Consider the following 13,340-nt stretch of genomic DNA (forward strand, 5'->3'; position numbering starts at 1 on the left):
CTGTCGACGATCAGGTTGATCTGGTACGGCAGGGAGTCTAGGGCCTGGGCCGCACGGGGTGGGGTTACCCCCCGTTCACTGGCGCATGGCTGCCCCATGGCGCGGGCGGGGCCCAGTTGGCAGGCTGAGCCGCATGACCGCGAACGATCAAGCTTCCGCTCCCCCTCCCGTACGCCCCGCCTTCGACGCGGCCACGTGGAAGGAGATCGCCTACCTGCTGAGCAACCTGCCGGTGGCGTTGATCGGTTTTGTTTACACGGTTTTCATGATGACGACGGCGGGCGGGCTGACCGTGACCGCGATCGGGCTGCCGTTGCTCGCATGCGGTCTCCTCGGGTCGCGGCAGTTCGGAAAGCTCGAACGCGTCAGGGCGCGGGCCCTGCTGGGCGTACGGGTGGACGAGCCGACACCGCTGCCGGGGCCGGCGCGGGCCGGCGGGTTCTTCGCCTGGCTGTGGGCCGGGATCAAGGACCCGGTGGGCTGGCGGACCGTGCTGTACGAACTGGTCCGGCTGCCGTGGGGAGTACTGACCTTCAGTATCGCGCTGACGGGGCTGTTCGTGCTGTGGCCGGTACTGCCGTACCTGGTGCGCGGCCTGGCCAATGTGGACCGCGCGATGGTACGGGGCCTGCTGTCGCCCTCCGACGAGCTGGAGCGGCGCATCGCCGAGCTGGAATCGGGGCGCGGGGTGGTCGTGGACACCGCCGCCGCCGACCTGCGGCGCATCGAACGCGACCTGCACGACGGGGCGCAAGCGCGGCTGGTGGCCCTCGCGATGGGTCTGGGCCTGGCCAAGGAGAAGCTGCTGGAGGACCCGGAGGGCGCGGCGGCGATGGTCGACGAGGCGCACGGCGAGGTGAAGCTGGCGCTCCAGGAGCTGCGGGACCTCGCGCGGGGCATCCACCCGGCGGTGCTGACGGACCGGGGGCTGGACGCGGCGCTGTCTTCGGTGGCCTCTCGGTGCCTGGTGCCGGTGAAGGTGATCGTGGACCTGCCGACGCGCCCGGCGGAGGCCATCGAGGGCATCGCCTACTTCACCGTGTCCGAGCTGCTGCAGAACGTCAGCAAGCACGCGGGGGCGCGCGGCGCGAGCGTCGAGGTGTGGCGGGCGGGGGCACGGCTGCTGATCCGGGTCTCGGACGACGGGCGCGGCGGAGCCCGGGCCTCCGGCGGGAGCGGGCTGGCGGGGCTCGCCGAGCGGCTGCGGGCGGTGGACGGGGTGTTCACGGTGGACTCGCCCGAAGGGGAGGGGACGGTGGTCACGGCGGAGCTGCCGTGGCGGGACCGCGGGTAGTTCCTCCCGGGGCGGGGCCGCCGCGACGGGCCGGGCCGGGTGTCCCCCGCCCGGCCTTCCTCCGTCCCGGGCGCCGCACCGGGGGCCGTGGAGCCGGGCCGTGGGACCGGGCCGTGGGACCGGGCCGTGGGGGTGGGGTTAACCCCCCTCGGGAGACGCCGACCCGCCGCATGGTTCGGGCAGAGGGGCGGGCGGCAGGGTGGGGGAGGTCAAGGGACGAGTCGAAGGGCGGGTCGGGATCATGGGCAACGGCAAGGACAGCGGCCGGGCGGTACTGCGGGCTCCGGTGGCGGCGCAGACCTGGCGCGAGCTCGCGTACCTGGTCGTCGGCCTGCCGCTCAGCACCGTGTACTTCACGCTCGCCGTCACCGGAGTGGCCCTCGGGGCCGGGCTGCTCGTGACGTTCGTCGGGATCCCGGTGCTGGCCGGGGTGCTGGCCATGTGCCGGGGCTTCGGGCAGGTCGAGCGGGCCCGGGTGCGCGGGATGCTGCGCGTGCCGCTCGCCGATCCGGCGCCGGTCCTGGCGGGCGGGAGCGGCCCGCTGGCCGGGATGGGGGCGCTGCTCAAGAGCGGCAGCGCCTGGCGGCACGTGCTGTACTCGGTGATCCACCTGCCGTGGGCGGTGTTCGCCTTCACGACGGCGCTCGTGCTGTGGAGCACCGGCTGGAGCATGCTGCTGTACCCGCTGTGGTTCTGGGTCTTCCCCGCCTTCACCGACCAGCCGGGGTTGTCGGTGTTCCAGAACGAGACGTACGTCTTCTACCTCGACTCCCCCGTGGCGATCGCCGCGACCGCCGCCGTCGGGCTGGTCCTCACTCTGGCCACCCCGTGGGTGGTGCGGGCCCTGACCACCGCCGACCGGGTACTGGTCAGCGGGCTGCTCGGCCGGTCCCGTCTCGACGACCGGCTCAGCGAGCTGGAGTCGGACCGCGGGGCGGTCGTGGACACCGCCGCCGCCGACCTGCGGCGCATCGAACGCGACCTGCACGACGGGGCGCAGGCCCGGCTGGTGGCCCTGGCCATGGACCTGGGCCTGGCCAAGGAGAAGCTGACCGAGGATCCGCAGGCCGCCGCCCGGATGGTGGACGAGGCCCACGGCGAGGTGAAGATCGCCCTCCAGGAGCTCCGGGACCTGGCCCGGGGCATCCACCCGGCGGTACTGACGGACCGGGGGCTCGACGCGGCGCTGTCGTCGGTGGCCTCGCGGTGCGCGGTGCCGGTGCGGGTGGAGGTGGACCTGCCGGCCCGGCCGGCGGCGGCGATCGAGGGGATCGCGTACTTCACGGTGTCCGAGCTGCTGCAGAACGTCAGCAAGCACGCGGGGGCGCGCGGCGCGAGCGTCGAGGTGTGGAAGTCGGGGACGCGGCTGCTGATCCGGGTCGCCGATGACGGGCGTGGCGGGGCGGAGGCCTCCGGCGGGAGCGGGCTGGCGGGGCTCGCCGAGCGGCTGGACGCGGTGGACGGGGTCTTCGTGGTGGATTCGCCCGTCGGGGAGGGGACGGTGGTCACGGCGGAGCTGCCGTGGCGTTCCACGGGAAACTGAGGCCCCGCACGCCCCACCCGCCCGCGCCCTCGGCTCGGCCCCCGCGCCCCGCCCGCCCGCGCCCCTCGGCTCGGCCCCCGCGCCCCACCCGCCCGCGCCCCTCGGCTCGGCCCCCGCGCCCCACCCGCCCGCGCCCCTCGGCTCGACCCGCGCGGCCCCCCGTACGCCCCCGTACGCCCCCGCCAGGTGGCGCTTTCGGCCATGTCTTCCCCCATTGGCCGGGATCCGCCCCCGGCCCGGGGTCCGGCTGGGATGCTTGGCTCTGCCAAGTGGGTCGACGAGTGGACGCGGGAGCTGCGAGAACGTGGAAGACAGGGTGCGAGTGGTCATCGCCGAGGACTCAGTGCTGCTCCGTGAGGGCCTGACCCGGCTGCTGACCGACCGGGGGCATGACGTCGTGGCCGGCGTCGGGGACGCGGAAGCCCTGATCAAGACGGTGGCGGACCTGGCCGCCGAGGGCGCGCTGCCGGACGTGGTGGTGGCGGACGTGCGGATGCCGCCGACGCACACTGACGAGGGCGTACGGGCCGCCGTACGGCTGCGCCGCGACTACCCCGGCATCGGGGTGCTCGTCCTCTCGCAGTACGTGGAGGAGCAGTACGCCACCGAACTGCTGGCCGGTTCCAGCACGGGGGTCGGCTACCTGCTCAAGGACCGCGTCGCCGAGGTGCGCGAATTCCTCGACGCCGTGGTGCGCGTCGCCCGGGGCGGAACGGCCCTGGACCCCGAAGTGGTGGCCCAGCTGCTCGGCCGCAGCCGGAAGCAGGACGTGCTCGCCGGTCTGACCCCGCGCGAACGCGAGGTACTGGGCCTGATGGCTGAAGGACGCACGAATTCCGCTGTGGCCAAGCAGCTCGTGGTGAGCGACGGGGCCGTGGAGAAGCACGTCAGCAATATCTTCCTGAAGCTGGGGCTGTCCCCGAGTGACGGGGATCACCGGCGTGTACTGGCGGTCCTCACCTACCTGAGGTCTTGATTAACTGACAATCTGTCAGGTAAGGCGCGCCGCTCGTTCCGGAGCGTCACGGCGACCGCCGGTTGATTTGGAATATTTCGAGTTGTGCACGACGTCTGTCGGACAGACTGCCCCGCGAGGGGCGGTCCAGAATGCGGGCGACCCAGGGCCGGACGACCTCACGGACGTAGGGTTGGTTTTGGGGACGAGCGCCCACGCCTCGAAGGAGGTCCAGTTCAGTGACCAGCCAGGTCAGTAGCCCGGCCGATCAGGCCGACGGGGCCGGCGGGTCCATTGGAGAGCAGCGCACCACGGCTGTGCCCCATGGAGCCGGCAAGGAAATCCGCCGTGTCGACCGGGTGATCATCCGTTTCGCGGGTGACTCGGGTGACGGTATGCAGCTGACGGGTGACCGTTTCACCTCGGAGACGGCGTCCTTCGGCAACGACCTCTCGACGCTGCCGAACTTCCCGGCCGAGATCCGGGCACCTGCCGGGACCCTGCCGGGGGTGTCCTCGTTCCAGCTGCATTTCGCGGACCACGACATCCTCACGCCGGGTGACGCGCCGAACGTGCTGGTCGCGATGAACCCGGCGGCGCTGAAGGCCAACATCGGCGACGTGCCGCGCGGCGCGGAGATCATCATCAATACGGACGAGTTCACCAAGCGGCCCATGGCCAAGGTCGGCTACGAGACGTCCCCGCTGGAGGACGGCTCCCTCTCCGCGTACAACATCCACCCGGTGCCGCTGACCACCCTGACGGTGGAGGCGCTGAAGGACTTCGGGCTCTCCCGCAAGGAGGCCGAGCGCAGCAAGAACATGTTCGCGCTGGGGCTGCTGTCGTGGATGTACCACCGGCCGACCGAGGGCACGGAGAGCTTCCTGCGGCAGAAGTTCGCGAGGAAGCCCGACATCGCCGAGGCGAACATCGTCGCCTTCCGGGCGGGCTGGAACTTCGGCGAGACGACCGAGGACTTCGCCGTCTCCTACGAGGTCGCCCCCGCGACCAGCGCCTTCCCGGCCGGCACCTACCGCAACATCTCGGGGAACCTGGCCCTCTCCTACGGGCTGATCGCCGCCGCCCAGCAGGCCGACCTGCCGCTCTACCTGGGTTCCTACCCGATCACCCCGGCCTCGGACATCCTGCACGAGCTGTCGAAGCACAAGAACTTCGGCGTGCGGACCTTCCAGGCCGAGGACGAGATCGCCGGTATCGGGGCGGCTCTCGGCGCGGCCTTCGGCGGCTCGCTGGCCGTCACCACCACCTCCGGCCCGGGCGTCGCCCTGAAGTCGGAGACCATCGGCCTCGCCGTCTCGCTGGAGCTGCCGCTGCTGATCGTGGACATCCAGCGCGGCGGCCCGTCGACCGGACTGCCCACCAAGACCGAGCAGGCGGACCTCCTCCAGGCCATGTACGGCCGCAACGGCGAGGCCCCCGTCCCCGTCGTCGCCCCGCGCACCCCGGCGGACTGCTTCGACGCCGCGCTGGACGCCGCCCGGATCGCCCTCACCTACCGCACCCCGGTCTTCCTGCTCTCCGACGGCTACCTCGCCAACGGCTCCGAGCCCTGGCGGATCCCCGACCCGGCCGACCTCCCCGACCTGCGCACCCGCTTCGCGACCGGCCCCAACCACACCCTCGCGGACGGCACCGAGGTGTTCTGGCCCTACAAGCGGGACCCGCGGACCCTGGCCCGCCCCTGGGCGGTTCCGGGCACGCCCGGCCTGGAGCACCGGATCGGCGGGATCGAGAAGCAGGACGGCACCGGCAACATCAGCTACGACCCGGCCAACCACGACTTCATGGTCCGCACCCGCCAGGCCAAGATCGACGGCATCGAGGTCCCCGACCTGGAGGTCGACGACCCGGACGGCGCCCGCACCCTCGTCCTGGGCTGGGGCTCCACCTACGGCCCCATCACCGCCGCCGTCCGCCGCCTGCGCGCCCAGGGAGTCCCCATCGCGCAGGCCCACCTGCGCCACCTCAACCCCTTCCCGGGAAATCTCGGAGGGGTCCTGAAGCGTTACGACAAGGTAGTGGTGCCGGAGATGAACCTCGGGCAGCTGGCCACCCTGATCCGGGCGAGGTACTTGGTCGACGCCCAGTCGTACAACCAGGTCAACGGAATGCCCTTCAAGGCGGAGCAGCTCGCGAAGGTTCTCGAGGAGGCCATCAATGACTGAGGTGACCGACGCCCCCACCCTGCTGTCCCTGGTTCCCAAGGCCGAGGGCAAGCAGTCGATGAAGGACTTCAAGTCGGATCAGGAGGTCCGCTGGTGTCCGGGCTGCGGTGACTACGCGGTCCTGGCCGCCGTGCAGGGCTTCATGCCCGAGCTCGGCCTCGCCAGGGAGAACATCGTCTTCGTCTCCGGCATCGGCTGCTCCTCCCGCTTCCCGTACTACATGAACACCTACGGGATGCACTCCATCCACGGCCGCGCCCCCGCCATCGCCACCGGCCTGGCCACCTCCCGCCGCGACCTCTCCGTCTGGGTCGTCACCGGCGACGGCGACGCCCTCTCCATCGGCGGCAACCACCTCATCCACGCCCTGCGCCGCAACGTGAACCTCAAGATCCTCCTCTTCAACAACCGGATCTACGGACTCACCAAAGGCCAGTACTCCCCCACCTCAGAACTCGGCAAAATCACCAAATCCACCCCCATGGGCTCACTCGACGCCCCCTTCAACCCCGTCTCCCTCGCCCTCGGAGCCGAAGCCTCCTTCGTCGCCCGCACCATCGACTCCGACCGCAAACACCTCACCGAGGTCCTGCGCCAGGCCGCCGACCACCCGGGCACCGCCCTCGTCGAGATCTACCAGAACTGCAACATCTTCAACGACGGCGCCTTCGACACCCTCAAAGACCAAGAACACGCCCGCGAGGCCGTCATCCGCCTCGAACACGGCCGGCCCATCCGCTTCGGCACCGACGACACCAAGGGCGTGGTCCGCGATCCGGCCACCGGTGACCTCCAGGTCGTCACCGTCACCTCGGAGAACGAGTCGCGGGTCCTGATCCACGACGCCCACGCCACCTCTCCCACCACCGCCTTCGCCCTCTCCCGCCTCGCCGACCCCGACACCCTCCACCACACCCCCGTCGGCGTCTTCCGCAGCATCGAGCGCCCCGTCTACGACACCCTCATGGCCGAGCAGCTCGACACCGCCGTCGACCAGCGCGGCAAGGGTGACCTGGCGGCCCTGCTCGCCGGCTCCGACACCTGGACCGTGGTCGGCTAGGGCACACGGGCCCGGCGCACGGCGCACGGGCGGCGCTCCGGCAGCCCGGATCCCGCTACGGGGTCCGGGCTTCGTCGTACGCGGCCCGGGCCGCCTGCACCTCGCCGGTACGGCGTTCCGTCCAGCGGGCCAGGGCCCACACCTGCTCGGCGGCCTCCCGGCCGAGGTCGGTCAGGGAGTAGTCCACGTGCGGCGGGATCACGGGGTGCGCGTGGCGCAGTACGAAACCGTCCCGCTCCAGCGTCTGGAGGGTCTGGGCGAGCATCTTCTCGCTGACCCCTCCCACCTCACGGCGGAGCTCGCTGAACCGGTAGGAGCGCTCCACCAGGGCGGCCAGGACCAGTACGCCCCAGCGGCTGGTCACATGCTCCAGGATCCCCCGCGACGGGCACATCGGGGCCTTCACGGTCACGGGCTGCACACTTACGTCCATGCCAGTACCTTACTTTGAAGTGGGTACTTACTAATAGTTAGCGCTTTCCATACGCTGGTTCTGTCCTCGCGAACGAACGCGGGGAACCCACCGCACCAGGAGCGCATCATGAGCATCGTCGTCACCGGAGCCACCGGAGCCCTCGGCCGCCTCGTCGTCGGAGAACTGCTGGAGCGGGTGCCCGCCGGCGAGCTGGCCGTGGTCGTGCGCAGCGCGGAGAAGGCCGCCGACCTGGCCGCGCGCGGCATCGACGTACGGATCGCCGACTACGACGACCCGGCCGCGCTGGCCGGCGCCTTCCGGGCCGGCGACCGGGTCCTGCTGATCTCGGGCAGCGAGGTCGGGCGGCGGATCCCGCAGCACCAAGCCGTGATCGCGGCCGCGAAGGCGGCCGGGGTGGCCCAGCTGGCCTACACCGGCATCCTCGGCGGCCCCGAGGCCGACTTCGACCTGGCGGCCGAGCACCAGGCCACGGAGCAGGCGATCCTCGACTCCGGGCTGCCGTACACCTTCCTGCGCAACGGCTGGTACCACGAGAACTACACCGCCCAGCTCCCCGCCGTCCTGGAGCACGGCGCGGTCGTCGCCAGCGCGGGCGAGGGCCGGATCGCCTCCGCGGCGCGGGCGGACTACGCGGCCGCCGCGGCGGCGGTGCTGACCGGCGAGGGCCACCTGAACCAGGTCTACGAGCTGTCGGGCGACACCGCCTGGAGCCTGGCCGAGTACGCCGGCGAGGTGGCGCGGCAGTCCGGCCGCGAGGTCTCGTACACCGCCGTGCCCGCCGACGCGCACCTGACCGTGCTGACCGGCGCCGGGGTGCCCGAGCCCTTCGCGGCGATCCTCGTGGACGTGGACGCGGCGATCTCGCGCGGCCGGCTGGCCGGGACGAGCGGCGATCTGTCGCGCCTGATCGGGCGGCCGACGACGCCGGTGGCCGCCGCGATCGCCACCGCCCTGGCCTGATCACCGGCCGCCCGGCCCCGCGCCCGGCCCGATCACCGGCCGTCCGGCCCGGGGGCGCCATGAGGGATGTCATGAGTATCTCGCGGGAACGGGCATGACAGCAGCGCCCTACGGCGCTACCGTCGTGGGGTTGTGAGATTGGCTGGAAGTTGCACTGGAGGCCCCGTGAAGGCGGAGAACGAGCAGCGCACGGGTTTGCTCTACGGATTCGGCGCATACGGAATGTGGGGGCTCGTCCCCCTCTTCTGGCCCCTCCTCAAGCCTTCCGGGGCGATCGAGATCCTCGCCCACCGCATGGTCTGGTCGCTGGCCGCGGTCGGCATCGCGCTCCTCGTCCTGCGCCGCTGGGGGTGGATCGCCGAGATCGTCCGCCAACCGCGCAAGCTCGGGCTGACGGCCCTCGCGGCGGCCGTGATCAGCGTCAACTGGGGCCTGTACATCTGGGCGGTCAACAACGGCCAGGTCGTCGAGGCCAGCCTCGGCTACTTCATCAACCCGCTGGTCACCATCGCCATCGGCGTCCTGGTGCTGGGCGAGCGGCTGCGCCGGGCCCAGTGGGCGGCCGTGGGGATCGGCTTCGCCGCCGTGCTGGTGCTGTCCGTCGGCTACGGCCGGCTGCCGTGGATCTCGCTCACGCTGGCCTTCTCCTTCGCCGCCTACGGGCTGATCAAGAAGAAGCTCGACATGGGCGGACTGGAGTCGCTGGCCGCCGAGACGGCCCTGCAGTTCCTGCCGGCCCTGGGCTACCTGCTGTGGCTGGGCGTCCAGGGGCAGTCCACCTTCACCTCACACGGGCTCGGACATTCGGCGCTGCTCGCCGCGACGGGGCTGGTCACGGCGATCCCGCTGGTCTGCTTCGGGGCGGCCGCGATCCGGGTGCCGCTCTCCACGCTGGGGCTGCTCCAGTACCTGGCGCCGGTGTTCCAGTTCGGGCTCGGCGTCCTCTACTTCCACGAGGCGATGCCGCCGGAGCGGTGGGCCGGCTTCTCCCTGGTCTGGGGCGCGCTGGTGCTGCTGACCTGGGACGCACTGCGGACCGCCCGGCGCTCGCGGGCCCTGCTCGCCGAAGTCTCCGTCGCGGCGGCGGCCGGAGCCGTCGCCGCGGCCGTGGCCGAAGGGGGTGCCGGACCGGTTCCGGTCGCGCCCGGAACGGAACCGGCTCCGAGCCGCGATCCCGCGTAACCGCGCACGGGTGCGCGCACCCGATGCACGCACCCCGATACACCACACGATCCCCGGTACGGAACATCCGTACCGGGGATCGTCCGTTTTCCGAACTACCCTGACCGGATTGTGGTCTTGACGGATAGTCACGCTCTCACTGAACATCAGGCTCGCACTGACGCACCAATGCTCACCTGCACGATTCCCGCACGTTCCGTCTCATCCCCAACGGATCATCCCAACGGAATCCCGGAGCCCCCACATGAGCCTGTCCGTCTCCCGGCGTCTTGCCGCCGCGACCGCCCTCGCGGTCGCGGGGCTGCTGGCCGCCACCTCTCCCGCCGCGCTCGCCGCGCCCACGGCCGTCACCGCGGCGCCGACGCCGCCCGACATCCCGCTGGCCAACGTCAAGGCGCACCTGACGCAGCTCCAGACCATCGCCACCAACAACGGCGGCAACCGCGCCCACGGCCGGGCCGGGTACAAGGCCTCGATCGACTACGTGAAGGCCAAGCTGGACGCGGCGGGCTTCACCACCACCCTGCAGACCTTCACCTCCAGCGGCGCCACCGGCTACAACCTGATCGCCGACTGGCCGGGCGGTGACCCCAACTCGGTCCTCATGGCCGGCTCGCACCTCGACTCGGTGAGTTCGGGCGCAGGCATCAACGACAACGGCTCCGGCTCGGCGGCCGTCCTGGAGGCCGCGCTCGCGGTGTCCCGCGCGAACCTCCAGCCGACGAAGCACCTGCGCTTCGGCTGGTGGGGCGCGGAGGAACTGGGCCTGGTCGGCTCGAAGTACTACGTCAACAGCCTGCCGGCCACGGAGCGGGCGAAGTTCTCCGGCTACCTGAACTTCGACATGATCGGCTCGCCGAACCCGGGCTACTTCGTCTACGACGACGACCCGACGATCGAGCAGACCTTCAAGAACTACTTCACGGGCCTCGGCGTCCCCACCGAGATCGAGACCGAGGGCGACGGCCGCTCCGACCACGCGTCCTTCAAGAACGTGGGGATACCCGTCGGCGGCCTGTTCACGGGCGCCAGCAACACCAAGTCCTCGGCCCAGGCCCAGAAGTGGGGCGGCACCGCCGGCCAGGCCTTCGACCGCTGCTACCACTCGTCCTGCGACACCACGGCGAACATCAACGACACCGCCCTGGACCGCAACTCCGACGCCATCGCCTACGCGATCTGGAACCTCGGGGCGGCCACCCCGGTCCCGCCGGGCCCGTCCTTCGAGAACACCGCCGACGTGACCATCCCGGACTCCCCCGCCGCCGCGGTGACCTCGCCGATCACGGTCTCGGGCGTGGCGGGCAACGCGCCGGCCACCACCAAGGTCGACGTGAACATCGTCCACACCTACCGCGGTGACCTGGTGATCGACCTGATCGCCCCGGACGGCACGGCGTACCGGCTGAAGAACTCCAGCTCGGACTCCGCCGACAACCTGGTCGCCAGCTACACGGTGAACGCCTCCGCCGAGGTCGCCAACGGCGTGTGGAAGCTCCAGGTCAAGGACGTGGCCGCGCAGGACGTGGGCTACATCAACAGCTGGAAGATCACCTTCTGACGGCACCCGCTCCCGGACCGGACCTCCGGGCCCCGGCGTGATCCGACGCGATCGCGCCGGGGCCCGTCGCCGCGACGGGACGCCGCCGGCGCTACGCGTCCTCCGACGCCGGGCGCAGCGAGGCGGGCAGGGGCTCCTGGATGCGGGCGCGCAGCTCCTGGGCGACCGCGGTCACGTCCGCGCGGCCCAGCTTCGCGGCCTCCACCAGGTCGCCGAGCTCCTCGGGCGTGGGCAGCTGCTTCGCACCGGCCACCCGCAGGTACGAGCGGGTCGCGGCGGCCGCGTAGAACTCGTTCATCGGGGATTCCAGCGCGGGGCAGACGGCGAGCGTGTGCAGGAAGGCCGCGGCCCGCCAGGCGGTGTCGGGGGCGGGCTGCTCGGGGACCATGACCAGGTCGTTCTGGTGCCGGGCGACGGCGGCGGCCACCCCGGAGGGGTCCCACACGGCGGGGTCCGACGGCAGATGGTGGGCCAGCGCGGTCCAGGCCCACTCCATGGTGATCTTCAATTGCCGAACCGCTCCTGGAAGTAGCCCCAGTGGTCGGCGAACTCCTCTATGCCGGAGAGGAACGTCTTGCGGTCCTCGTCGAGTTCGCGTTCCGTGACCTCGGTGATGAGCGCGGTGACCGTCGTCCCCAGCGCCGCCGCGCGCGCCTTGAGGCGTTCGTGGAACTCTTCGTCCAGGCGGATGGTGACGTGTCTCGACATGTCCATCACGGTACAGCGGCAGCGCTGTACGGAGGAGGGGAACGGCACAAGGGTGGCCGGGGACACAGGTCCCCGGCCACCCCGGCGGTGCTGCGGCTACTTGGCGGAGTCGGCCGTCCTGACGAGCTGCTCCTTGGTGACCGCGCCGACGTAGACCTTGCCGTCGTCCGTGATCAGCGCGTTGACCAGGCGGGTGGAGAAGACCCGGCCCTCGCCGAACTTCCCGGAGACCTTGTCGCCGAGGGAGTTCAGGAACTGCTTGGCCTCCTTCGGCGCGTTCTTGTCGTTCTCCAGGTCCTTGAGGGACCGGCCGGCGCCCGTGTCGATCCGCGCCACCGTGGACCAGCCCTCGCCGAGGACCTTCACCTCGCCCTTGCCGTCCGCCCCGGAGGCCAGGTCACCGAGGCCGGGGAAGGATTCCAGCGCCTTGAGCGGCTTGTCCTCCTTCTGCCCCTTGCCGTGCTCGCCGCCCTCCGTCACCTTGGCGCCCTTCGGCGGGGTGAAGGCGAAGGCGTCCGCGGCCGGCCTGGCGAAGTCCACCTGGGTGAAGCCCGCGTCCACGATCGGCTTGCCGCCCTGGCTGGACAGCAGCTGGATGCGCAGCGGCACGCCGTTGCGGGCGTCGACCGCGATCCGTACCGAACCGACGGTGGAGCCGCTCTGCTTGGGCGTGAGGACCAGCTGGTAGGCGTCGCGCCCGGCGACCTGCGCGGTCTCGCCCACGCCGATGTCGGTGGTGGGGCCGGCGGCCTTGAGGACCTCCTGGGCCAGCTCCTGCGGCGAGGCCGGGAGGCGGTCGGCGGTCTTGCCGTGGCCCGGGCCGGCGTCCTGGCCGTCCGTGTCGTGGAAGACCTCGTTGGACTTGGAGTCGTACCCCCAGACGTCCTTGCCGTTGTGGACGAGGGTGTACTCGTCCTTGCCGTCCAGGAAGGTCAGCTTCTGGCGGTCGGGGCCGTCGGCCGCGACGCGGAAGGTGTGCGTGCCGTTGGCCAGCTGCGCGATCTTGGCCTCGGGGTCGGCCGAGCCGCCCGCGATCCCGCCGCCGCCCAGCAGGCCGGAGGCGAGCTGGGGAAGGCCGAGGTCGGTGGAGATCTTCGCGGTGCCGGAGAGCTGCTGCGCGTCGGAGGCCGCGACCTTCTCGATCAGCTGCTGCGCCGTCACCTTGGGCAGGTCGGGACCCCCGGCGTTGGCGAAGGCCGGGACCATCGCGACGGTTGCCGCCGCGACACCCGCCACGGCGACCGGTACGGCGTACCGGGCGGCCTTGCGCGAGGTCTTCGTGTTCGCTGCCATCTGAGTGCCCTGCCCTCTGTGTCTACGGCGGCGGCCCCCGTGGCGCCGCACTCACCCGTTCCGGTGGGATTCGATGTCTCCATCTGACCAAATCGGCGGACTCGGGGCGTCAGTCCCCGGAATCAACTCCGTGTACGACCGTGGGATGACACGGGAAGGGCC

The 13,340-nt window shown here is 71.5% G+C and carries 12 protein-coding genes; 8 read left to right on the top strand and 4 right to left on the bottom strand.

Annotated features, from left to right (window positions below):
* Positions 1-133 precede the first annotated feature (133 nt).
* The 5 genes from ACZ4WZ_RS13545 to ACZ4WZ_RS13565 all read left to right on the top strand — a co-directional run bounded on the left by ACZ4WZ_RS13545 (position 134) and on the right by ACZ4WZ_RS13565 (position 7,038).
* Positions 134-1,294 (top strand): sensor histidine kinase, encoded by a 1,161-nt coding sequence (locus ACZ4WZ_RS13545; protein WP_467889245.1) that lies wholly within the window; start codon positions 134-136, stop codon positions 1,292-1,294.
* Between the two features lie 241 nt (positions 1,295-1,535).
* The gene (locus ACZ4WZ_RS13550) at positions 1,536-2,837 is read left to right on the top strand and encodes a sensor histidine kinase (protein WP_467889248.1); all 1,302 of its coding nucleotides are present in this window, start codon (positions 1,536-1,538) and stop codon (positions 2,835-2,837) included.
* A 316-nt stretch (positions 2,838-3,153) separates the two neighbouring features.
* Positions 3,154-3,813 carry a LuxR C-terminal-related transcriptional regulator gene (locus ACZ4WZ_RS13555; protein WP_467889584.1) on the top strand — a complete coding sequence of 220 codons (660 nt, stop codon included), beginning with the start codon at positions 3,154-3,156 and terminating at the stop codon, positions 3,811-3,813.
* Positions 3,814-4,031: 218 nt separating this feature from the next.
* Complete coding sequence (locus tag ACZ4WZ_RS13560) at positions 4,032-5,978, top strand: 2-oxoacid:acceptor oxidoreductase subunit alpha (RefSeq protein ID WP_467889251.1); 1,947 nt, start codon at positions 4,032-4,034, stop codon at positions 5,976-5,978.
* Between the two features lies 1 nt (position 5,979).
* Entirely contained in the window at positions 5,980-7,038 is a 1,059-nt protein-coding gene (locus ACZ4WZ_RS13565) for a 2-oxoacid:ferredoxin oxidoreductase subunit beta (protein WP_467889587.1), read from the top strand.
* 55 nt (positions 7,039-7,093) lie between these two features.
* On the opposite strand, the gene ACZ4WZ_RS13570 is transcribed toward ACZ4WZ_RS13565, so the two are convergent.
* Positions 7,094-7,471 (bottom strand): winged helix-turn-helix transcriptional regulator, encoded by a 378-nt coding sequence (locus tag ACZ4WZ_RS13570; RefSeq protein ID WP_388943295.1) that lies wholly within the window; start codon positions 7,469-7,471, stop codon positions 7,094-7,096.
* A gap of 108 nt (positions 7,472-7,579) precedes the next feature.
* Between ACZ4WZ_RS13570 and ACZ4WZ_RS13575 the strand changes: the two genes are divergently transcribed.
* From ACZ4WZ_RS13575 to ACZ4WZ_RS13585, 3 genes are all read left to right on the top strand, one after another.
* Positions 7,580-8,434, top strand: coding sequence for an NAD(P)H-binding protein (locus ACZ4WZ_RS13575; protein WP_467889253.1), 855 nt, complete (start codon positions 7,580-7,582; stop codon positions 8,432-8,434).
* 165 nt (positions 8,435-8,599) lie between these two features.
* Positions 8,600-9,616, top strand: coding sequence for an EamA family transporter RarD (gene rarD, locus ACZ4WZ_RS13580; RefSeq protein WP_467889256.1), 1,017 nt, complete (start codon positions 8,600-8,602; stop codon positions 9,614-9,616).
* A 244-nt stretch (positions 9,617-9,860) separates the two neighbouring features.
* Complete coding sequence (locus ACZ4WZ_RS13585) at positions 9,861-11,177, top strand: M28 family metallopeptidase (RefSeq protein WP_467889258.1); 1,317 nt, start codon at positions 9,861-9,863, stop codon at positions 11,175-11,177.
* 91 nt (positions 11,178-11,268) lie between these two features.
* Here ACZ4WZ_RS13585 and ACZ4WZ_RS13590 read toward each other — a convergent pair whose 3' ends face one another.
* The 3 genes from ACZ4WZ_RS13590 to ACZ4WZ_RS13600 all read right to left on the bottom strand — a co-directional run bounded on the left by ACZ4WZ_RS13590 (position 11,269) and on the right by ACZ4WZ_RS13600 (position 13,178).
* A complete protein-coding gene (locus tag ACZ4WZ_RS13590; protein ID WP_467889260.1) occupies positions 11,269-11,685 on the bottom strand; it encodes a hypothetical protein in 417 nt (138 codons plus the stop codon).
* A complete protein-coding gene (locus ACZ4WZ_RS13595) occupies positions 11,682-11,885 on the bottom strand; it encodes a hypothetical protein (protein ID WP_234333790.1) in 204 nt (67 codons plus the stop codon). Before ACZ4WZ_RS13595 ends, ACZ4WZ_RS13590 begins: the two co-directional genes overlap by 4 nt.
* Before the next feature lie 96 nt (positions 11,886-11,981).
* Positions 11,982-13,178 (bottom strand): LolA family protein, encoded by a 1,197-nt coding sequence (locus ACZ4WZ_RS13600; RefSeq protein WP_467889262.1) that lies wholly within the window; start codon positions 13,176-13,178, stop codon positions 11,982-11,984.
* Positions 13,179-13,340: the final 162 nt, after the last annotated feature.

This window comes from Streptomyces sp. NPDC029122 (assembly GCF_055569445.1).

What these genes read in the sequence shown, in the direction of transcription:
- ACZ4WZ_RS13570 (WP_388943295.1), bottom strand. Translation starts at nt 7,471, where the DNA reads ATGGACGTAAGTGTGCAGCCCGTGACCGTGAAGGCCCCGATGTGCCCG.
- ACZ4WZ_RS13545 (WP_467889245.1), top strand. Translation starts at nt 134, where the DNA reads ATGACCGCGAACGATCAAGCTTCCGCTCCCCCTCCCGTACGCCCCGCC.
- ACZ4WZ_RS13595 (WP_234333790.1), bottom strand. Translation starts at nt 11,885, where the DNA reads ATGTCGAGACACGTCACCATCCGCCTGGACGAAGAGTTCCACGAACGC.
- ACZ4WZ_RS13600 (WP_467889262.1), bottom strand. Translation starts at nt 13,178, where the DNA reads ATGGCAGCGAACACGAAGACCTCGCGCAAGGCCGCCCGGTACGCCGTA.
- ACZ4WZ_RS13575 (WP_467889253.1), top strand. Translation starts at nt 7,580, where the DNA reads ATGAGCATCGTCGTCACCGGAGCCACCGGAGCCCTCGGCCGCCTCGTC.
- ACZ4WZ_RS13550 (WP_467889248.1), top strand. Translation starts at nt 1,536, where the DNA reads ATGGGCAACGGCAAGGACAGCGGCCGGGCGGTACTGCGGGCTCCGGTG.
- ACZ4WZ_RS13585 (WP_467889258.1), top strand. Translation starts at nt 9,861, where the DNA reads ATGAGCCTGTCCGTCTCCCGGCGTCTTGCCGCCGCGACCGCCCTCGCG.